25 protein-coding genes, 2 tRNA genes and 1 pseudogene are annotated in these 20,992 nt (G+C 37.9%); 15 read left to right on the forward strand and 13 right to left on the reverse strand.

The window, feature by feature from the left end:
• The 6 genes and pseudogenes from QZU77_RS05295 to QZU77_RS05320 form a co-directional block, all read left to right on the forward strand.
• Positions 1-186: pseudogene (locus QZU77_RS05295) on the forward strand (hypothetical protein); the annotation flags it as partial.
• 96 nt (positions 187-282) lie between these two features.
• On the forward strand, positions 283-474 hold the full coding sequence (locus QZU77_RS05300) for a hypothetical protein (RefSeq protein WP_292886550.1): 192 nt from the start codon (positions 283-285) through the stop codon (positions 472-474).
• On the forward strand, positions 471-638 hold the full coding sequence (locus tag QZU77_RS05305) for a hypothetical protein (RefSeq protein ID WP_292896483.1): 168 nt from the start codon (positions 471-473) through the stop codon (positions 636-638). Before QZU77_RS05300 ends, QZU77_RS05305 begins: the two co-directional genes overlap by 4 nt.
• Positions 628-879, forward strand: coding sequence for a hypothetical protein (locus QZU77_RS05310; protein WP_292896485.1), 252 nt, complete (start codon positions 628-630; stop codon positions 877-879). The genes QZU77_RS05305 and QZU77_RS05310 overlap by 11 nt, the downstream gene beginning before the upstream one ends.
• Positions 880-903: 24 nt before the next feature.
• Complete coding sequence (locus QZU77_RS05315; protein ID WP_295601102.1) at positions 904-1,170, forward strand: hypothetical protein; 267 nt, start codon at positions 904-906, stop codon at positions 1,168-1,170.
• Positions 1,167-1,793: a glycosyltransferase family 2 protein gene (locus tag QZU77_RS05320; RefSeq protein WP_295601105.1), complete on the forward strand. Its 627-nt coding sequence runs from the start codon at positions 1,167-1,169 to the stop codon at positions 1,791-1,793. The genes QZU77_RS05315 and QZU77_RS05320 overlap by 4 nt, the downstream gene beginning before the upstream one ends.
• A gap of 660 nt (positions 1,794-2,453) precedes the next feature.
• Here the strand turns inward: QZU77_RS05320 and QZU77_RS05325 are convergent.
• Both QZU77_RS05325 and QZU77_RS05330 read right to left on the reverse strand, forming a co-directional pair.
• Positions 2,454-3,365 (reverse strand): type II secretion system F family protein, encoded by a 912-nt coding sequence (locus QZU77_RS05325; protein WP_295601108.1) that lies wholly within the window; start codon positions 3,363-3,365, stop codon positions 2,454-2,456.
• A 6-nt stretch (positions 3,366-3,371) separates the two neighbouring features.
• Positions 3,372-4,799 (reverse strand): CpaF family protein, encoded by a 1,428-nt coding sequence (locus QZU77_RS05330; RefSeq protein WP_295601111.1) that lies wholly within the window; start codon positions 4,797-4,799, stop codon positions 3,372-3,374.
• A gap of 140 nt (positions 4,800-4,939) precedes the next feature.
• Here QZU77_RS05330 and QZU77_RS05335 point away from each other — a divergent pair, with 140 nt between their 5' ends.
• On the forward strand, positions 4,940-5,833 hold the full coding sequence (locus QZU77_RS05335) for an SAM-dependent methyltransferase (protein ID WP_295601113.1): 894 nt from the start codon (positions 4,940-4,942) through the stop codon (positions 5,831-5,833).
• Here QZU77_RS05335 and QZU77_RS05340 read toward each other — a convergent pair whose 3' ends face one another.
• The 3 genes from QZU77_RS05340 to QZU77_RS05350 are packed head-to-tail and all read right to left on the reverse strand — an operon-like array spanning position 5,834 to position 8,017.
• A complete protein-coding gene (locus QZU77_RS05340; RefSeq protein ID WP_295601116.1) occupies positions 5,834-6,100 on the reverse strand; it encodes a hypothetical protein in 267 nt (88 codons plus the stop codon).
• Positions 6,101-6,107: 7 nt separating this feature from the next.
• A complete protein-coding gene (locus QZU77_RS05345; protein WP_295601118.1) occupies positions 6,108-6,710 on the reverse strand; it encodes a hypothetical protein in 603 nt (200 codons plus the stop codon).
• Positions 6,711-6,763: 53 nt separating this feature from the next.
• Positions 6,764-8,017, reverse strand: a complete 1,254-nt coding sequence (locus tag QZU77_RS05350; RefSeq protein ID WP_295601121.1) for a tripartite tricarboxylate transporter permease — start codon at positions 8,015-8,017, stop codon at positions 6,764-6,766.
• 178 nt (positions 8,018-8,195) lie between these two features.
• Here QZU77_RS05350 and QZU77_RS05355 point away from each other — a divergent pair, with 178 nt between their 5' ends.
• Complete coding sequence (locus tag QZU77_RS05355) at positions 8,196-8,915, forward strand: hypothetical protein (protein ID WP_295601124.1); 720 nt, start codon at positions 8,196-8,198, stop codon at positions 8,913-8,915.
• Here the strand turns inward: QZU77_RS05355 and QZU77_RS05360 are convergent.
• Positions 8,912-9,373: a MarR family winged helix-turn-helix transcriptional regulator gene (locus tag QZU77_RS05360; RefSeq protein WP_295601126.1), complete on the reverse strand. Its 462-nt coding sequence runs from the start codon at positions 9,371-9,373 to the stop codon at positions 8,912-8,914. The genes QZU77_RS05355 and QZU77_RS05360 overlap by 4 nt on opposite strands.
• Positions 9,374-9,447: 74 nt before the next feature.
• Between QZU77_RS05360 and QZU77_RS05365 the strand changes: the two genes are divergently transcribed.
• The 5 genes from QZU77_RS05365 to QZU77_RS05385 all read left to right on the forward strand — a co-directional run bounded on the left by QZU77_RS05365 (position 9,448) and on the right by QZU77_RS05385 (position 15,290).
• Positions 9,448-9,945, forward strand: a complete 498-nt coding sequence (locus QZU77_RS05365; RefSeq protein ID WP_295601129.1) for a hypothetical protein — start codon at positions 9,448-9,450, stop codon at positions 9,943-9,945.
• 456 nt (positions 9,946-10,401) lie between these two features.
• Positions 10,402-12,420: a ferrous iron transport protein B gene (gene feoB / locus QZU77_RS05370; RefSeq protein WP_295601132.1), complete on the forward strand. Its 2,019-nt coding sequence runs from the start codon at positions 10,402-10,404 to the stop codon at positions 12,418-12,420.
• Between the two features lie 238 nt (positions 12,421-12,658).
• Entirely contained in the window at positions 12,659-14,677 is a 2,019-nt protein-coding gene (gene feoB, locus QZU77_RS05375; protein ID WP_295601135.1) for a ferrous iron transport protein B, read from the forward strand.
• Between the two features lie 133 nt (positions 14,678-14,810).
• Positions 14,811-15,038 carry a FeoA family protein gene (locus QZU77_RS05380; RefSeq protein WP_295601138.1) on the forward strand — a complete coding sequence of 76 codons (228 nt, stop codon included), beginning with the start codon at positions 14,811-14,813 and terminating at the stop codon, positions 15,036-15,038.
• Positions 15,039-15,092: 54 nt separating this feature from the next.
• Positions 15,093-15,290, forward strand: coding sequence for a hypothetical protein (locus QZU77_RS05385; RefSeq protein WP_295601141.1), 198 nt, complete (start codon positions 15,093-15,095; stop codon positions 15,288-15,290).
• Here QZU77_RS05385 and QZU77_RS05390 read toward each other — a convergent pair.
• From QZU77_RS05390 to QZU77_RS05420, 7 genes are all read right to left on the reverse strand, one after another.
• Complete coding sequence (locus QZU77_RS05390) at positions 15,287-16,126, reverse strand: energy-coupling factor ABC transporter ATP-binding protein (RefSeq protein ID WP_295601144.1); 840 nt, start codon at positions 16,124-16,126, stop codon at positions 15,287-15,289. The genes QZU77_RS05385 and QZU77_RS05390 overlap by 4 nt on opposite strands.
• Positions 16,127-16,135: 9 nt before the next feature.
• A complete protein-coding gene (gene cbiQ / locus QZU77_RS05395) occupies positions 16,136-16,966 on the reverse strand; it encodes a cobalt ECF transporter T component CbiQ (protein WP_295601147.1) in 831 nt (276 codons plus the stop codon).
• 115 nt (positions 16,967-17,081) lie between these two features.
• Entirely contained in the window at positions 17,082-17,387 is a 306-nt protein-coding gene (locus tag QZU77_RS05400) for a PDGLE domain-containing protein (RefSeq protein ID WP_295601150.1), read from the reverse strand.
• Between the two features lies 1 nt (position 17,388).
• Positions 17,389-18,021, reverse strand: a complete 633-nt coding sequence (gene cbiM, locus QZU77_RS05405) for a cobalt transporter CbiM (protein ID WP_295601153.1) — start codon at positions 18,019-18,021, stop codon at positions 17,389-17,391.
• Positions 18,022-18,302: 281 nt separating this feature from the next.
• Positions 18,303-19,577, reverse strand: coding sequence for an oligosaccharide repeat unit polymerase family protein (locus tag QZU77_RS05410; RefSeq protein WP_295601156.1), 1,275 nt, complete (start codon positions 19,575-19,577; stop codon positions 18,303-18,305).
• A gap of 12 nt (positions 19,578-19,589) precedes the next feature.
• Positions 19,590-20,360: an adhesin gene (locus tag QZU77_RS05415; RefSeq protein ID WP_295601159.1), complete on the reverse strand. Its 771-nt coding sequence runs from the start codon at positions 20,358-20,360 to the stop codon at positions 19,590-19,592.
• 8 nt (positions 20,361-20,368) lie between these two features.
• Positions 20,369-20,536 (reverse strand): 4Fe-4S binding protein, encoded by a 168-nt coding sequence (locus QZU77_RS05420; RefSeq protein ID WP_295601162.1) that lies wholly within the window; start codon positions 20,534-20,536, stop codon positions 20,369-20,371.
• A gap of 174 nt (positions 20,537-20,710) precedes the next feature.
• On the opposite strand from QZU77_RS05420, the gene QZU77_RS05425 reads away from it, so the two are divergent.
• Positions 20,711-20,793 (forward strand) — tRNA-Leu (locus QZU77_RS05425).
• 41 nt (positions 20,794-20,834) lie between these two features.
• Positions 20,835-20,907, forward strand: a tRNA-Thr gene (locus tag QZU77_RS05430).
• Positions 20,908-20,992: the final 85 nt, after the last annotated feature.

Below are 20,992 nucleotides of genomic sequence, written 5' to 3' on the forward strand. Positions count from 1 at the left end.
CACTTAAAAGATAAACGAATTGAAAAAACAAGTAACAAAATTGAAAATGCATTTCAAAAAACAATGCCAAAATCAAGAAAACGAACATTCAAGACCAAAAGAGGCGTTTTAAAACGAATATATCGCAGAGATCTCATTTGGAATGACAATCGCAAAAAGGATTTTGAAAATCAACAAAGTTTTTGAAAGAGTCTGAAAAAGTATATTTTATATAAAAGAAATAATAAAATATATAATAAATTATATAATAAAAAATATAATATCATTAGTGAGGTTTGATTTATGACTATAAGGAAGCTTGTCGGAACATTGGAAAACAAAGGTCCATACATTGACCAGGCCACAGGCCACTGGTTCTACTGGAACGGCACCAAATATGTAGACTCAGGCTATCCCTATGCAGTCAAGCCCATTATAGAATTCAAAATCGAAAATGGAATATTATACTATTCAATTACTTGGGAGGCACAATGAAATACATCAGATACTTTGAAACTCTTGAAGAATACGAAGATTGGATAAACGTAGAGGAAAACGCTGAGGAAGTCTACAGGACTGAAGAAAAGATTTGTGTTGACGGCATAATACTCAGCCACACAAACAAATCATATGAAGAGGTGGAAAACATTGCTTTATGAATGGTTAGAGCGAAACAGAAAAGACATTGACATATTAACTTCATTTTTAGTCACCATTATACCAATCATCATGTTATACTCAGAATCTTTAGGAATCACAGAAAATACCATTCCCTACTGCATACTAATGATTATTTTAGGCGTAGCCAGTCATTATGCAAGTAGGTTAAGAGGCGATGGGGATGTTGAATACGCAAAGAAAAAAGCTAAAAGAGTTTTGGGATACCCTCAAAAGGAATAGGCTTTTATGGAGAATATTGTTAAGTTGATTTCTATGAAAGATTTAAAAAAGAAAATCATCATCTGTAACTTTACCAAAACAATTTCAAGTGCTGTTTTAACAGCTGTAGCTATCAACATCATAATGGATAATGCAACGAAGTATGCTTTAATGGAAGGTCTAATACCATTTGCTTTAGCCATCATCATTGTACTATTAATTGACTTGTATCAGTATAGATGTGACAAAGAGGATAAGACTAATTTGAATGAACTTGAGCAGAGAATCCAAAAGCTGGAGGGTGACAAGTGAAGATACTGATTGCAGTTCCAACCTTTGAAAGCATCAAACCGGAATGTTTCAAAAGCATATACGGACTTAAAAGACCTGAAGGTTCTAGTCTGTACTTTGATTATGTTTCAGGCTATGACTGCGCCAAGGCAAGAAATCAAATAGCTAAAAACGCAATGGCCGGAAACTATGACTATGTGCTGATGGTAGATTCAGACATACAATTACAGCCTGACACTTTAATCAGGCTATTGGAATGTGAATCTGATATCGCACTTGGCTGGTATTGCCGGAAAAGAACAAATACTGATCAGACAGTGATATTCACTTTCGGCAAAAACTTCGATGATCAAAACTGCATTACTGGTCAGACCATGATTCATGAAGTGCCAAGGCCAATTGAAATCAAAGGTGGAGGACTTGGAATAGCTTTAATTAAAGTGGAAATCTTTAATAAATTATCTTATCCGTACTTTAAGTTCGTCACTTACCCAGATGATTCAGTATTGTCTGAAGATTTATATTTCTGCAACTTAGCTAGTGAAAATGGTTGTAATATAAAATGTAATCCTTCCGTTAAAGGAAATCATATATTTGACATAATAATATACAATCTCCAAAATATAAATATCATATTGGATTAGCTTTCCACAATTTTCTAATTCAATGCAACGGAAAATTATCTGCCAAGATTTTCCAATTTCTTCGAATTGGTGTTTTTACTCTCCTCGATAAAGCACCAATTATTATCTATTTTTTTTCAATGCTTTTTTAGGATCATATCTTCTTAAGATGTTTTCACAAGAATATTTTAGGTTAACCTAAAAATTTAGAAACCTTTATATACTAGTCGTGACAACATTATAATTGACGATAAAAAATTAGGTCTACCTAAAAATCTAATTTTTAATTGTTGAATATGGTTTTAATATTAAAACCTACTACACTCCGATTGTTATTAAATTAGTTCAACTCTCTTTCTAATTTAATACAAAAAGCATATAACTACTCTCACGAAATTAAATATGTTCTCCATATTTAATTTCACCTATTTTAAATTAAATTTTTTTTCAAGAATGTTTATATATCATAAAATAATTAATTAAAACCATAAATGTACTTGAGGTGAAAAAATGGCAACAAACGCAAACAAACCAAAATGTTGCACAACCGAAACAAAAGATGCAAAAAAAGAAAAAAGTATTTTTCAAAAACTATGGTGCTTCTTTTTCGGATGCAACTGTCATTAGACACTAATTTTATTTTTAAGGGTTTGAAAAAAACAAACCCCTATTATTAACTTTTTAAATCTGCGGCTCCAGCTTTTTAATGAACAGTCCCATGAACACCACAATCAACGGGAAGAATATTCCATAAATCACAAAAAGCAGCTCCGATGAAACCACATCGCCAATAACGGTCGAACCCGCCATAAGCATTATCAGACTAATCACGGGCGCCAAAATAACAAGGAAGGTATAAATCAGGATGAACGAATTCAACTTTTGGGAATACTCCTTCAATTTTATCTGCATATCAAATGAAATGTCCTGAGCGATAATCTCCAAGCTATTGGCCAGATTGCCTCCAACCCTCAACGTGCCGATAATCTGATGAATCGCCCTTGACAGGCCCTCAGACTTGACGCGATGACTCATCTCAAGAAGGGAATCCTCTGTTGACCTTCCGAACTTGATCTCCTCCAAAACCCTTGTAAACTCACGGGAAAGTGACCCGTAATCAGCATTTCGGATTGTTAAAAGGGCATCATGAAGACCCTTTCCCGATTTCAATTCAATCCCCATATGCCTCAAGGCATAAGGCAGGTCCTGATTTAAATCAGAGTAATTCCTCTTCTCCTTCATGTCAGGATAATGTATGACGAACACGTATGCCATGAATACGATTACAAGATACATTGCCGAAATCTCAATGCTTGTCAAAAAGGAAATCAGGACAGTCAACACTGATAAGATTATGATGAACTGCTTTGACAACATGTATGGAAGCAATAAATCCCTAATCTCATCCAACCGGCCATCCTTCTTCTTGATGGGTTCAACATCAATGTCCAGGTTCAGTTTCGAAAAGATACTTGAATTCAAATCCTCGGGGTCACTTTTCTCAAATTTGAAATCATCAAGTGACAGGTTGCTGAAAAAATCAAAAAGGGATAATACTATCCCTCCAATCAGAACGAAAAAATTTCTAAACATTCCAAATCACCTGTTCATGATTATCCTGTTGAGGACCTGTTGGGGATTCTTATAGTACAGTTCCAATACATTGTTCACGTCCCTTACTGAACGGATATTGTGATTGATCATGTGCCTTAAAACCAGTTTCCTGTTGTCGATTTCATGATAAAGCTCAGTGAGACTGTACCCGCTGAGCTTTGCAATCTGAGTCAGGGTGTGGCTTGTCACGCCCACATTCTCGATGATGTCCTTTTCAGGATTCCACTGATAAATCTTGTTCAGCTGAACTGTGCCCTCCTCCATCCCGACGACCTCGGCCACTTCACTGATTCTTCTGAATGAAACGCCTGAGGGGGTGTAGATCCTATTCTGCATTATAATGAAATCAATGGCCTGAATCATTATCTCAGGCACATCCATCGGAGGGTTGGTCAGGCGTGTAATGGTTTCACGTGCATCGTTTGAGTGCAATGTCCCGAAACCTGAGTGGCCGGTGTTAAGTGCGGTGAACAGTGTAATGGCCTCGTTGGCTCGCACTTCACCTACGATAATCCTGTCGGGGCGCTGCCTCAATGAGTTCTTGACAAGGTCGTTCATTGTCAGCTCCCCCTTGTTTTCAACATTGGCAGGTCGGGTTTCCATCCTGATTACGTGTTCATGGGGAATCTGCAGTTCAAGAGTATCCTCTATGGTTATGATTCTTTCCTTTGGGTTGATGAAGGCTGAAAGAGCATTTAAAGTGGTTGTCTTACCGGAACTTGTTCCTCCGGAGATGATTGCATTGGCGGACTTGACCCCCAGCCCGTCGATGCACAGCCAGAAGAAAGCGGTCAGCTCAACGCTCAATGTTTTTGAATTGATCAGGTCGATAATGGTCAAGGGGTCTCTTTTGAATTTCCTTATGGTTAGTGACGGACCGTCCGCTGAAACCGGCGGGATGGTGGCGTTGATTCTTGACCCGTCGCTAAGCCTTCCGTCAAGAATTGGTGATTCCTGATCGATTCTTCTGTTAATCTGCCTTGCAATGGTGTCTATCAGCTCAAGGATTTCCCTTTCATCACTGAACTGGAGATTGGTTTTCATCATGCCGTATTTCCTGTGGTAGACGAACACTGGCTTGCCTGTTCCGATGACCATGATTTCTTCAAGCTCATCGTCCTGGATTAATGGGTCGATTTCACCGTACCCATTAATGTCCCTTAAAAACTTATGGGCGAGGTTATCCAGATATTCCCTGGATATGTGGCTGTTCTCATCGTCCCCGTTAAGTCTTAGGATTAGGAAATTCCTGATGTCATTTAAGAGCTTGTCTTCGCTTGTGCGGAATGTCTCTCCGGAGGACATGGCCAGGTCAACCAGGTTTTCACGTATTTCTCCCAGAAGGATTTTTTCACTGGGGGTATAGTTCTTCTGCACTAATTCATATTGTGGTATTATATCTTCATTTTTCATAGTTTTCACCAATGGCGATTAATTCAGTATGTAAATACTAATTAGTAATACTAACTTATAAAGTTTTTATTACTTTTGAAAGCATTATAACCACTGCGAAACAATAATAATATTAAGAAGGAAATTGAGGCGATTATATCATGAACATAACAGAAAAAATAAATGCCCTGGAACCATGCGAAAAATGCAGCGACGTTCAAATCAAAAAATTCTCACCCCTGAAGGACCTGATAGATTTCAACACACTCACAGCCGATTACATGAGATGCGAATGCGGTAAAAGGCCTCTTGACATTGTCATGAGCCACATCCTGAAAATCATGATAGAATCACAGATAGTCAAGGAAAACGCAACCCTCCGGCGAAACTCTCCCGTGCCGTTATCCAATTTCTACTACAGCAGCCTCAACCCACAGTTCATCAACAAGAAATCACTCATACTACTTCACCCGGACTTTACAGGTGAAGTGGCCCAAAGATTAATCAGAGAAGTTCCTGAAGTCGCCTGTGTGCTTAAGGGAAGTCCGCAGGATACCGTGGGACAATCCGATAAGGATTCAAAAATAAGTCATTTTGAAATACTTGAGGGAGACGACGAGCAGGTCAACGTGATGAGGACACTCCTGAAGGACAAGATAATAATTGTTAAAAACCAGTCAAAACACCATATAGAAGTCGCCACCACAACTGAGCAGAAGCTGGTGCAGCTGCACAATTACCTCAAAAACAACAATGTCAAAAGGGGAATTGCACTGGATGCGATGTGCGGACTCGGAGCAATAGGAATATACCTTGAAAAATACGGTTTCGAAAAGGTAATATTCAACGACATCAACCCCGAAATGATAGATGTCCTGGAATATAATCTGGAAATAAATGAAGTTAAAGGGGATTATGAAATACATAATCATGCATTTGAAGACTTGGAAATTGACCCTGTTGATTTATGTGTGATAGACGCATTCCCTGGAATGGATATTAGTGAAATACAAGAAAAAGCGGAAAAAATAGCAGATAATGTGATTATTATCTGACTATAATCTATTATTTAACTCTAAAATTATATTGAACATTTTTTTAATATCTTCTGAAAGATTTATTTCAGTTATTTCATAGTTGGCAATATGTTTTTGATTTAGATATTCTTGAGCAAAACTACGACCCATAAACTCAACACCCTCAAAGTTCATTATAACCTTGGAGGCATTGGTGTTGATATTTTTAAATAATTTTTCTATTTTTTGCCTAGAACCTAAATCTGAGCCAATTTCATTTTTAAGATTAACTTCAATTTCACTCATAATATCACTAGTATTTTACTTGATTTAAATATTTATATATGTCAATTTTTTTACTTAAATTAATTCTTAAAATTATAATTGTGCCATTCATGTTTTTAGAAATTTTCTTTTTAAAAGGAGTATTGTCTTTTGTGATACAGATTAATCCTTCACCAGATGCAATAAGTGTTTCACCATTGCCTCCCGATGACACAATGTTTATGGTGTTATTTAATCCAGTTCCTCTCTCAATATACCCTAGTTCATTTTTTGTTGATAATCCATTAATCGCTTGGATAATTCCCTCACAATCATTTTCAAATTGAAAATTATTATTTTTTAATGAATTTGGTATGCTTATACCATCGTCCATGAAAATAAATTCATATGTTTCTTCAAATTTTCTACCAAGTATTAATGCATTTTTAGAATGAGCATGGTCATAAATATTTCCAATTAATTCATGGAAAATAAATTTTAATGGGTTAATATTTTTCTTATCGATTTTCAATTCATTTAAAATGTCATTTGTCATTTCAACGGAATTATCACTATTTATATTGAGATATCTAATTGAAGTTTCCTTATTGAAATAAAATTCAATTATATTGTCAATATCTAAATTTTCCATATTCCTTAAATACTCCTCAAATTCATTTAATCATGTATTGTCCATGATATCGCCTAAATAAACATTTGCATGTAAATGACAATGGCCGGTATAATCAACACGCCCATCAGATGGGACTTTCCCACGCCAATGTAGTGAGGAAGCATTCCCATTGCGGTTGAAGTGACCAGTGCCAATGTCATGTAAAGAACGGGAGCCTTGTAATAGAAAATGAAAACATATAATATCACTATCTGAAGCAATATCACAGCTATCGACAATTTCTTATAGTCAACGCCTCCCATTAATCTAGAAAAGGAATCGCCAAGCTTCAGCGACAACACCAGTGAAACCGACACTGCAATCAATGATGCGAAAATGAATATTGCAAGATGGTTCAGACTCATCTCGAATATCAGATAAGACATGTACACGGCTATTCCGCTTCTCGGGTTTCCGATGATGTAGATTGCAATCAGTGAAAACAGGCAATCCGAAATGTTCAAACCGGAAGTTGCAAGAAGGAAATTCACAGTATCGTCATCGTCATTGTCGTTGGCACCGCTTACAGCCTGAGCTATCACGGTTCCCTGTGCGGGTCCGAAACCCGGAAGGAATCCAAGGATAGCGCCGGTTATTCCTCCGGCGAATATGCTCTTGAACTTATTGTAGTCCAGGTTAAGCTCGTAAAAGGGATTTTGATGAGGTATTGTTGAAGAGTCGTTTAGGCTGAAAAGTATTGTGCTTATCCCGAACAGTCCTGAAAAAGTGCACATTAAAGTGATTCCCGAGGAAATCGGTGTCTGGAATATTATCCATCCGAGGATTCCTGAAAGCGTGAACAATAAAAGTGACCAGAGGAAATCCCTCATGTTGGAGGTTAGATTATAGGTTAAATAGATTGAGGCCACAAGCAGTATCATCCATGTGAACGGTTTTGAAATCTCGTGAAGTATCGGAAGGGCTATTGCAAAGATCGGCAGCATTGCGATTGTAACAAGTATCGCTCCGAATCCCCCAACTGAAACAACCCGTATGACTTCCTTTGACCTGCCCTGCAGCACCATCCTGTGTCCTGGGAGAATGGATGTTGCGGTTCCCTCCTGGGGAACGCCAAGCAGCATGGACGGTACGAATTCTATCAGCGCATGGGCTATTGACATTGCAACCATCAGTACGCAAAGAAACTCGGGTGAAAGGAATGACAGGAGGAATGTTGAGGATGCAAAGAGTATTGCTCCGGCGGTATTGACGTGTATTCCAGGTATCATCCCCGTTGTGGTTCCTATTAATATGCCGATGAAACAGGCTATCACTAATTCTATCATGACCATAGATTATTCATGCTTTAATTTAAAGGTTGCTAAAGCAATAAGTCATTATTGATTTTTATTTGTTAAATTAAAGCCTTTTAACAATATTGTTTTCACTTTGAAATATTTTAAGTGCTTTGCAGGATTGCATTTAGAAAAAATATAAATGTTGTTAACATCTTAATATAAGATTATGTCTAGTCTCAAGGATAATCTGGGAAAGATCATGCTGGTGGTTATTGCAATAGTCATTGTGGGCTTTGCAATCTCCTTGGTGGCGAATATCATCTTTCCGCCAAAGTATGCAAGCTATGATGATGAGATTTTTGAGAATATCGGTGGTGATGGTATTTTAAACGCCACCCTCAAGGGATGCTATAAGCTGGGTGAGGAGAATATTCCAAATGCCAACTTCAACACTTCCTTTGGCTCATACGTTTGGATGGATGCCAAAAACATCACATACCTCGACACTGGTGGCAGAAAGGATTACATGATTGTATGGAAATGTCCTGCAAATAATTATCAGGAATTTTCAGGAAACGGCATATTGTACATTTCAGATTATCTGGTGGGAGGCAATGACGGAAGATGCTTCATGCTCTACAATCCAGATAACCAGATGGCATACGGCATTGTCATGGACAGCGACAACATCTCATGTTCCGAGTCAAAACTGATGTATGACGTTCTGGGATTGGACAGCTCACAGTATTCCCTGTTGAATGTTCAGCCGACTCAAAGCTATTCCAGCGGCGGTTACAGTGGCAGTGGTGGAAGCGGCCATTATCATACGGTTGTTCCCGACAGGTATACCTTGTCAAGAACCGATCCCGGCGCTTATTATGATCATTATGAGTATGGTGACAATTATGAGATTGACGATTACCTGGAATCAGAAGGCTATGACTAGAACTGTTGCCTGTTGAATTCCAGTGACTTGAGTGAGATCTTGGACAATAATTTAAGTAAATCTTCTCGTGAGATGTCCAGCTCTTCACATATCATCTTGTCCCATTCGGTTTCCTTTTGTATTAAAAATTCAGCAGTTTCCATTCCCTTTTCGGTTAAAGTGATTTTATATGCTCTCTTGTTTTCCTCGTCAACTTTTCTGATGATGAGTCCCTTTTCCTCAAAGTCCTTGAAGGCTCTTGAAACACCGCTCCTGTCCATCAGGCACGCCTTTGCGATATCGGATTGTGTTTCGCCCATTTCATAATATAGGAATAGCAGCATGTAGTACTGGCTTGGCAGGATGTCTGTTCTGTTTTTGATGTGCTTGTTGATGTAGAAGTCGTGTGTTTTGCTTAATGAAATCAAATGATTCACTAGAAATGGGGAGTCTTTTATTATGTCATCGTATTCTATCATAAAATTCACTTCACTATTATATTATATGTCAATGTTTAAATATTATTTGTAACAGATTATACACAGTGATTACTATGAAAAGAAAAATCATCATCATTCTTGCAATATTGGCGGTTTGCATTGTTCTTGCAAGTCCGGTTGTTGCAAAGGAAAAGGTTAAGGTGAAAATATCAACTGATGACCATCCGTTTAAAAACAAGGCGTATATTGTGATAAAGCTTGTTGACAGCAAGGGAAGGGCAATCCATTCCAAGGGAACCATCCACTATAACATCACTGATTCTTTCGGCAATTACAAGTGGGCGTATAAGCCGTACAAGGGTGAGATACGCTTGAAATATGATGTCGGCAAGTATAAGGTCAAGGTCAAGTTCGACGGGGATTCCAATTACAAGAAGGCCAAGAAAACCAAGAACATCAATCTGCAGAATAAGGGCACTTTCAATGCCTACACTTATTATGACAGTCATAACTGGGGCTTGAATCAGGAAATTGATGATTATATTGAGGATAATTATTGGGATGAGGAAATCTATGATGATGCTGCCACTTATGATGGTGAAGGATATTAAAAAAGAGAAATGAAGTCATTGGTGTTTAGTGTTAAAATGGAGGAGAGTTAAACACCAAATGAGTTTCTTTTTGGAAAACTTGGCAGATTTAATTTTCCGTTTGGTGTATTAAATTAGTAAAAATTGTGAAAAGCTAATTTAATACTGAATATTTTTATTTTTGGAGATTTTACATTATCGACTGATAATATGTTTTTTCAAGTGAATATTTAGGTATGCCTAAATATATGTCACTTGTGTTAATGTTGGTCGTCATAGTATATAAAGCTTTCTAAATTTTTAGGCACACCTAAACTTCACTGGTTTTAATCCCCATATAGTTAACTTAAATAGCATTGGTGGGCAAATATTAACATGTTAAAATAAACCAACACTTTTGAAAAGTGGAAATTGGAATTAAAATAATTTTTTCATTAAATTCAATCAAATAAACTTTAATTCATTGAGGAACGAATTATGGTAAAGCTAATAGTAGGATTGGCCGGCAATCCCAACGTCGGAAAAACCACAGTCTTCAACAGACTCACCGGTATGCGCCAACACGTGGGAAACTGGCCTGGAAAAACAGTGGAACAGGCAAAAGGCCAATTCAAACACGGCGAATATGACTATGACATCATCGACCTGCCGGGAAACTACGCGCTAAGCGCCCATTCAATAGAGGAAATAGTGTCAAGGGACTTCATAGTCGATGACGACTCAGACGTTATAATAAACGTCGTTGATGCCGCAAACCTTGAGAGAAACCTATACCTGACAGTTCAGATGATGGAGCTGGGAGCGAACATGGTGCTCGCACTGAACATGAATGACTTTGCAAGGAAAAAGGGACACATAATCAACATTGAACTCATGAGCGAGCTGCTCGGATTTCCAGTGGTTGAAATAAATGCAAAAACTGGCGACGGAATAGATGAGCTATTCAACATAGTGGAAAGGCAGGCTGCAAACCCAATAGATTCCAGCGCTAAGCTGTCATACGGCAATGAGCTTAAAGGACACCTTTTCGAGATACAGGAACTGATTGAGCAGGATGACGCTTTGATGGATGTGCCCTCAATATGGACTGCAGTCAAATTGCTTGAAAAGGACACCATAGTGATAGAGAAGGTCCGCAAGTCCAGTCTTGGATCAGAAATTTTCATTGAAGCCGATAAGGTTTCAAAACACCTTCATGACGTTTACAAGGAAAGCGCAGAGGAAGTGGTTGCAAACTCAAGATACGCATTCATCGACGGTTTGATGGCCGAGGCGGTTGAAAGGCCATCAGTCGAAAGGGAAACAACAACCGACAAGATTGACAAGATCATCACAAACCGCATTCTTGCAATACCGATATTCATAGTCCTGATGTATTTCATGTTTGAGGTCACCTATGGGCTGGGGGCTCCTTTCCAGGAGCTCATCGAACAGGGATTCCGAATGCTTTCAGGATTCGTTGCAGGATACATTCCCAACCAGTACCTGTCATCATTCATATGCGATGCAGTCATAGGGGGAGTGGGCGGAGTCATCTCTTTCCTGCCGATTATCATCATAATATTCCTCTTCCTAAGCATATTGGAGGATTGCGGCTATCTTGCAAGGGCGGCTTTCACATTGGACATATTCATGCACAAGCTTGTAGGTCTTCACGGCAAGGCATTCATTCCGATGATTTTGGGATTCGGCTGTGGAGTGCCGGCCATCATGGCGACACGTACATTGGAAAACGAGAAGGACCGCATGCTTGCAATGATGCTTGTGCCGTTCATGTCATGTACTGCAAGGCTGCCGATTTACGCGATTTTCATAGGCGCCTTCTTCAAGGAGCACAACGGTATAATATTATTGTCAATTTATATTTTAGGCATTATCGTTGCCCTTATCGTTGCGGCCATTCTTAAAAGGACACTGTTCAGGGGACTTTCAACCCCGTTCGTGATGGAGCTTCCAACATACAAGGTTCCGTCCCTAAAAGGTGTGATATTGCACACTTGGGAGAAGGTTAAGGGATTCCTAAGGAAGGCTGGAACTGTCATTCTGGCATGTTCCATTGTGCTGTGGGCTTTGAGCATCTTCCCGTTGGGCGTTAAGTACGGTTCTGCCGATAGCTATCTTGGGATGATCGGCAATTTCATATCTCCGGTTTTCGCCCCATTGGGATTCGGAACATGGCAGGCTGCTGTGGCAATCATTGCAGGTTTGGCGGCCAAGGAGGTTATCGTGTCAACTTTCGGAACTCTTGCGGGCATGGAGGGGGATGATGAAAGCGGAATCACTCATCTCATACATGATACGTTCACTCCATTGTCAGCGTACTCGTTCATGGCATTCACATTATTGTACACTCCATGCTTCGGTACAATAGGTGCCATTCGCCATGAGACCAATGGGTATAAGTGGGCATTGGTTATGTGTGCAATCACTATTATAACCGCTTATGTCGTGTCATTTTTAATTTACAATGTTGGTCTTTTAGCAGGTTTCGGCTAAACCATCAATTTTGTTTTTTCTAATTTTTATCTAATTTTTTTGCAAAATTTTAATTTACAATTTTTAAAAATTTGGCATACCTAAATATTTATATACTCCGAAATACAATATTAAATTGTTTAGGTTAACCTAATTTTTTATGAGTTAGGACTTAAACTAAAAAAATTTTTTTAGTAAAAAATAATATTTTTTCAAAAAAGGTATTATTTTTCAATATATGAATACGGGAGAATGGTTAATGACAGAATTAATTGTAGGATTAGCAGGAAACCCAAACGTGGGTAAAACTACTGTTTTTAACCGATTAACTGGTATGCGCCAACATGTAGGAAACTGGCCTGGAAAAACTGTTGAAAGGGCAGAAGGTCACTTTTCACATGGAAGCTATAACTATGATGTTATCGACCTGCCAGGTAATTATGCATTGAGTGCACATTCCATGGAAGAAATCGTATCAAGAGATTTCATCGTAGATGACGACTCAGATGTAATTATTAACGTAGTAGACGCTGCTAATTTAGAACGTAACTTATACTTAACAGTTCAAATGATGGAATTGGGAGCTAACCTAGTAATGGCTCTTAATATGAACGATTTTGCTAAGAAAAGAGACCATATCATTGATGTAAAACTGATGAGTGAGCTATTAGGATTTCCGGTTGTTGAAGTAAACGCTAAAAACGGTGATGGATTCGACGAATTATTAAACACTGTTGAAAAACAAGCCGCAAATCCAATAAATTCAAGTGCAAAACTATCATACGGCGATGAGCTAAGGGAACACTTGGCTGATCTTCAGGCATTGATTGAAAAAGACAACAACCTGCTTGATGTGCCATCAGTATGGACTGCAATCAAACTATTGGAAAAAGACTCAATCGTTATAGAAAAAGTACAAAAATCCTCTCAAAGCTCCACTATCATGGCTGAAGTGGACAAGGTAGCAGGTCACCTTCGCACAATCTTCAACGAAGGTGCAGAAGAAGTGGTTGCAAATGCAAGATACGCATTCATCGGCGGTTTAATGGCTGAAGCCGTAAAAAGACCGGCGGTTGAAAAAGAAACAACTACTGACAAGATAGATAAAATAGTAACTAACAGGATTTTGGCACCATTCATATTTATAATTATCATGTATGCAATGTTCCAGTTCACATACACTCTTGGAGCACCTTTCCAGGATATGATTGATGTGGCATTCGGATCTCTGGCCGAATGGGTCGGCGGATTCATCGCAAATGAATATCTCGCATCATTCATCTGTGACGGTATCATCGGTGGAGTAGGTGGAGTTCTCACTTTCCTGCCTATCATTATTCTGATGTTCCTGTTCTTAAGCATACTAGAGGACTGCGGTTACCTTGCAAGGGCTGCATTCACATTGGATATCATCATGCACAAATTGGTTGGTCTTCACGGTAAGGCTTTCATTCCTATGATTTTAGGATTCGGTTGTGGAGTGCCTGCTATCATGGCAACCAGGACCATGGAAAACGAAGGGGACCGTATGCTTGCTATGATGCTTGTGCCGTTCATGTCCTGTACTGCAAGATTGCCTATTTATGCGATTTTCATTGCAGCATTCTTTGAAGCAAACAACGGTTTAATATTATTATCCATTTACTTATTAGGTATTGTTGTGGCATTAATCGTTGCAGCCATACTCAAGAGAACAATGTTTAAAGGAATATCTTCTCCTTTCGTAATGGAACTTCCAACATACAAAGTGCCATCAGTTAAAGGCGTATTGCTGCACACTTGGGAAAAAGTAAAAGGATTCTTAAGAAAAGCAGGTACCATTATACTTGCCTGTTCCATCGTGTTATGGGCTTTAAGCATCTTCCCATTAGGTGTTGAATACGGATCAGCTGACAGTGTATTAGGTATGATTGGTAATGTAATAGCACCGATATTCGCTCCATTAGGATTTGGAACCTGGCAAGCTGCTGTAGCTATCATCGCAGGACTTGCTGCTAAGGAAGTTGTGGTTGCAACCTTCGGTACCTTGGCGGGTATGGAAGAGGATGACGAAGCCGGTATCACTAAATTGATACATGATACTTTCACACCATTGTCAGCTTACTCATTCATGGCATTCACTTTACTGTACACTCCATGTTTCGCAGCTATCGGTGCAATCAAACAGGAAACCAACAGTTACAAATGGGCTTTAACCATGTGTGCCATTACTTTAGTCACAGCATACATAGTTTCCTTCTTGATTTACAATGTTGGTTTATTAGCCGGTTTCGGATAGATGATCAAAAAGATGATTTTCAAAATCATCTTTTCTTAATTTTTAGTCATAACTAAATATTTATATAATACTTATGACAAAGTTAAGTATACCTAAAAATTAACATGTTTTGAGATTATAATTTGGTGATAATATGAAAACATTAAAAGAAGTTAAACCTGGAGAAACTGTAACTTTAGTGAAATACCATGAATCCGGGGATGTTGATTTAAGAAGACACTTATTAGGTATGGGTTTTGTTAAAGGAGCTAAAATCACTGTTAAAAAAGTAGCTACCTTCGGAAATCCTATTGAAATGAGTGTAAAAGGATATGATGTATGTCTTCGTAAGGAAGAAGCTGAAAACATTGAAGTGGAATAGCTTCAATCTTTTCATTTATTTTTTTTAATCTAATTTTATTAACGGTGTTATATCATGAAATGCAGAATGTGCGGTTTCGAATTTGATGAAACCCAACTGGAAAACAGAGGATGCATCAGTTGCGGTAAACATGGTTGCAACAGTTACCATTGCCCAAACTGCGGCTTTGCAAACTCACCGGAACTTGATGAAGAATTTGAATTCATCACAAAACTAAAAGACAGGTTCAAGAGGAGAAAATCAACAAATTAAAACTTTTTACTTTTCAATATCTCCTCAACTGTTTCATCAATGCTCAACTTTTCAGTATTGACATTTAATCCTTTTTCTTTCAACTTATACAGTATCTCGGTAGTGACTGGCGCCTTTAAATGAGCCTTTTTCAACAATTCCTTATCTGAAAATATCTGATGCTTGTCGCCTGAAGCGATAATTTCACCATCATACAGGACATAAATCTTGTCTGCAAACTCATTGACCATCTCAATGTCATGGGATGAAATCACGATACTTATGCCCTCGCTATTCAAGTTATTCAAAATGTCCAAGACCTTGTCGACGCCTTCAGGATCAAGACCTGCAGTAGGCTCATCAAGAATCATTATGTCCGGTCTCATTGCAACAATACCTGCAATCGCAACCCTTTTCTGCTGGCCTCCGCTCAAATGATGAGGGGTCTTGTCCTCAAAGCCGCTCATGCCCACCATCTCCAATGATTCAGTGATTCTTCTTTTCACCTCATCATAATCCAAACCGAGATTCATGGGTCCGAAGGCCACATCCTCCTTGACGGTTGGTGCAAACAGCTGGTCATTAGGATCCTGAAACACTATCCCTACCTTCTGCCTTACCTTAAGCAGTTCGTCACGCTCAAAAACAATCTTCTCGCCATCTATCTCAACATGGCCGGATGTGGGTTCGGTCAAACCGTTGAAGTGGGAGAACAGTGTTGACTTTCCCGCACCGTTGGGTCCCATGATTGCAATCTTTTCGCCCTTTTTGATTTGAATGTTGACATTCTTCAATGCCTGTGTTCCATCAGGGTAAGTAAATGATAAGTTTTTAGTCTCTAAATGTATGTGTTCCATGTTTTTCACCTAATTAATCGCCAAGTTTTGTCCAAAGTAACCCAGTTGTCCTGAATAATTCAGTATGATGATTTCCAGTATGATCACGATGATAATGATTGTCAATAAGTATAAGTAATCGCTTTTCTCAGGGGATTTCTTCTCGTCAAACATTTCGGAGGCATCTGAAAATCCACGGCTCACCATACTTTTATGAACACGTTCTCCTTGTTCATATGCCTTTAAAAACATCATGCCTATGGTGTAACCCACCTGCTTGACTCTCCATTTATATGGAGTGTTTTTTGCATGAATGTTGAAGTTTCTTGATTTTTGACTCTTGCGGATTGCTGCAAGCTCATCCACAAACAGGAACAAGAACCTCACCATGATTGACAGTATCATTGCCAGATCCCTCGGCATCTTAAGCTTTCTGAATGAGCTGGCCATTTCCTGGAGAGGTGTTGTTGATGAATAGATTATGATTGCAGTCAGTGACACGATCATACGGACAAACAGCAGTATTGCCCAGTTGAGTCCCATGTCAGTCACTTGCAGCCATGAATAACTCCAGATGACATTTCCGGGCTGTATGAATGGCTGGAATATAATGATTGCTCCACCGAAAGGAAGCAGCATCAGCAATCTTTTAAAGGAATCCTTATATGATAGGTTGGCCATCTTGAGGATGACCAATAGGAATATTTCTAAAATGATTGGTATGAATATTTCTTTTGAGATAACACAAGTTAATATGATGAATATTGTTGAAATTAATTTAATCCTGCCCTCCAAATCATGTATCGGGCTGTTTTGTGATGATAAGTCATCAAATCTGATAATTTGTGTTATGTCTGCCATTTTTATTCACTAGTATAATATTAAAAATTAGTAATATATTATTATTTGCTTATGCATATTTTAATCAATTTCAATTATTTTTTAAAAAAAGGGAATAAATAGAAATTAAAAATATTTAATTCCTATTTCTTACTACGTGGGCAACTCCATATCCAACAATTAATGTTAAAATTGTACCTAGAACTAGGGCCACAATTTGTAACGGTTGGTTATCTGGAGCGCTTGCAAATGCATAATCAGGGAAGATTGCATCGGGGATTCCGTTGATTTCTTCAATTGAGAAATCTTCTGGAATGCCTGAATCTTCAGCTGACTTTTCTAATCCGTCAGGGTCACCAGATGCAATGTATGGTGAAAGAGCACAGATCACAATGCAGATTAAAACAGCCACGCCAATTAAGTAAAGATCTTTTTGTTCCATATTATGCATCTCCTCTGTTCCAGGCTAGTAAATCTGGTCTGAATTTGTCCAATGCTACAAGAACAATTACTGTTAACACTGCTTCGATTATTCCAATAAAGAAGTGGTATAATACCATTGATGGAATACCGATGTTCATTGGGAATGTTCCTGCAATACCCATTTCAACAGCGCATGCGAATGCCGCAATGACAGTAGCCAGCCATGCTGCAACTCCTGCTGCAGGGTATTTTCCAATAATTCCATTCAATCCTTTGAAGGTGAATAATCCTACAAATCCTCCAATGATTGCCATATTCAATACATTTGCTCCAAGAGCGGTAATACCTCCATCACCAAAGATTAATGCTTGGATGAGCAATACGACAGTAAATACTAAAACTGCAGCTTCAGGTGCTAAGAATATGATAGCAACTAAGGCTCCACCAACCATATGTCCACTTGTACCGAATGGAATAGGCATGTTCATTGACATGATTGCGAAAATACCTGCTGCAAGCACTGCTAAAAGAGGTATGCGTTTTTCATCTAGGTTAGATTTAGCCCAACGCACTGAGAAGTATAGTGCAACAATTAATATTACATAGTACACTAGACATTGTGCTATAGGTATAAATCCGTCAGGTATATGCAAATTTATTCCTCCATTTTTTTAAGGTAATACTTTTTTATTTTATATTTATAAATGATGTATTACCTTAAATTATTATTTTTGTTTATTTTTAGTAATATCAAGTTTATTGGGAGTTTTATTAATTATATTGGTTAATAAATCCGAGTTATCGCTTGACAATTATAATTTTAATGAAATCAGCATATATAAAGGTTATTAAAGTAATACTTTTTAGTATTATTCTTAAAAAATAGTAATACAAAATTAATACTTTATCGTAATTATTTCAAAGTTCAGTAATACTAATTGAAGATAGACCTTTTAACGCAAGTAAAGTAGATGAAAATGGCAACAACAAAGTAAAATAAAACCTGAATGTCTAAAATGCCGGTTTCAACACCTAAAATTGAATAGGTCAAAATCAAACTGTAAAGGCCAATGTAGAAAAAGTCCTTGGTATTCTGCATGATTTTAAACCCGATTCCAAGGATGAATCCCAAAAGGCCCATTTCAACAAGAACGCCGACCTTTCCGAAATCGGCAACCATCTGGCCGATAAGGGTTGGGGTGACAGTGACTTCGGTTCTCCATGCAATGAGCTTTCCAACCATCATCCTAGGGCCCAAGTCACTTCCGGGAATGGCTCCGGCCAACATCTGGCCATGTGTTACGCCGAAGTTTCCTCCGATAAAATCAAGCAGGTTCAAAACATGCAATGTGAAATCTGCACGTGACTGCAGGGTGTACAGCGGGCTTGTTGAGGAAGTGATTGTCATCTCTCCCAATGAACGAAAATAACCTATTCCGATGATTGCACCTATACCAATCAATGCGCCAACAACAACTTCCCATAGTGAAACTATATTTCCATAGAAACCTATGATAATTATGATGAGAAATGCTGCAAGTAGTGGTGTCCTATAACCTAGAAGCAATAAAAATGCACAGTCAATAGCCAGCAAAAATAGGAATCTGAATCTCGCCCTGGAACGGCTTATTTTTCCATCCTGAAACTCCTTCAGGTAAGCGCTGGCAATCATGCAGGTTCCAGGAATTATCAAAAACACAGGCATTGTAAGTGCAGGTTTCAATAAATACCTGATTGATGGCTTTAAAAGAGGAATTCCTCCAACAGAGGCAACACTAATGAAGAAAAATACAATACTCAACAATATCAGGCAGAAACCAATCGAATACATATCTCTTCTGCTAAAATGAACCACTTCATTAATGGAAATTTTTCTTGGGATAATGGTGGATCCAATGAAAAATGCGATGAATCCAATCAGTAATGTTATCACCAAACTTGTTGAAGGGGGATTGAGTGATAAAATCAAAAACAATGCAAACAATAAAAGAACAATCAGTGGGTGGAAAATATACTTTTTTAAAATGACGTTTTTGTTTAAAAAAGATAAAAAATTCTCACTTGGGTACAATCCCTTAAAGAAACTGTTGACCCAGTGATTTTCTAGAAATGCTAAAATAGAAAAGATAACAGTAAATAAAAAAGAATTGTGAAACTCATCACTGATTCTGTTTATTACTGAAGTTAAATAAGAATAAATGACGCTCATAAAATTGCTCTTTTAAAAATTTCTAATATTCACGACATCATAATTCTTTTCAATGGAATCTACTTGACTGTCGGTTGAGTCATATATTCTAATGGTGATTTCATCACTGACTCCATTGAAATTTCCTAAGATGGCATCTCCATCATTAATGTTGGCGGGTGTCGCTTTTGTAATCAGTATCTGACCTTCCATCTCGCTGCTTGTTTTGATTGAATTTCTTTTTCCATTTTCCTTAATGGCATTATAAACGTCCTGTATCTTGTTTGGATCAAATGAATCCATGGAAATCTTGGTTGAAATTTCATAATCAGTATTCTTTTCAATGCCTGAAGTCAAATCCTTCAGGGAAGATAACTGTTTCGGCTTAACTTTTATTTCAGTAAGATTCTTATATTTGTCTCCGTAGCTTTCAAGGCTGATGTGATCTATATAAATGTCCACATCCTGACTGTAACGGTACAATCCAGCCATGAATGTTCCATTTTCTGATTCAATCAATACTTTAACGTCCCCACCGGATTCCGTGTCGACCCAAACGACATGTCCGGTCAATGTAATTCTATCTCCAGTGCTTGCATTAAAACCTTCAACAGTACTGTTAACGATAAAACCATCCTTATAATACTTAAGGTAAGTGTCAGGCAGTTTATTAAGTGTGGATTCATCAAAAGCTGTTTTTTGAATGTTTGATGAATCATTGGTGGAAATATGTACGAAAGCAAAGGCAACAGCACATATCACCAGGATGATAATGATATAATCAATGATGGTAAATTTTTTCATAATTAAACCTAGTCTTCATAAATTGCGCCAACCGGACAGACGTCAACGCACTCTCCGCAGTTGTCGCATTTTTCAGCATCGATAATGATAGTGTATGCTCTTCTTTCAATAGCTTCTTCCATGCACACGTCGATGCAGTCTTCACATACTCCGCATTCTTCCATATCTACTTTCAATTAATACACCATAAAAAAATTGATTTATAAAAATTATTATTATATTTACTTTGATTATCTTAATATTTAAATAGTTGGTCAGCTAATATTATAATGTAGTTTTTAAATTTTATCTTGAAAAAGTAAAAAAAGGGTAACATTTATATACTATGAAAACATATATCATTATTGTATGCAAGGGTGCCCGAGCGGCCAAAGGGGGAGGACTTAAGATCCTCTGGTATAGGCCTTCGAGGGTTCGAATCCCTTCCCTTGCACTATTTTATTATTTTAACAAATTTTTTTAATTCTCGATATTGCCTTAGTGGCTCAGGTGGTAGAGCGCTACCTTGGTAAGGTAGAAGTCGGGGGTTCGAATCCCCCCTAAGGCTTTCAAGCTATTTTTCAAAATTCAACTATTTTTTTATGGAGACATTATCTTTAAATTATACCTTAACCTTTAAATCATTTGAAAAT

It is taken from the genome of uncultured Methanobrevibacter sp. (assembly GCF_902774605.1).
Lineage (GTDB): Archaea > Methanobacteriota > Methanobacteria > Methanobacteriales > Methanobacteriaceae > Methanocatella.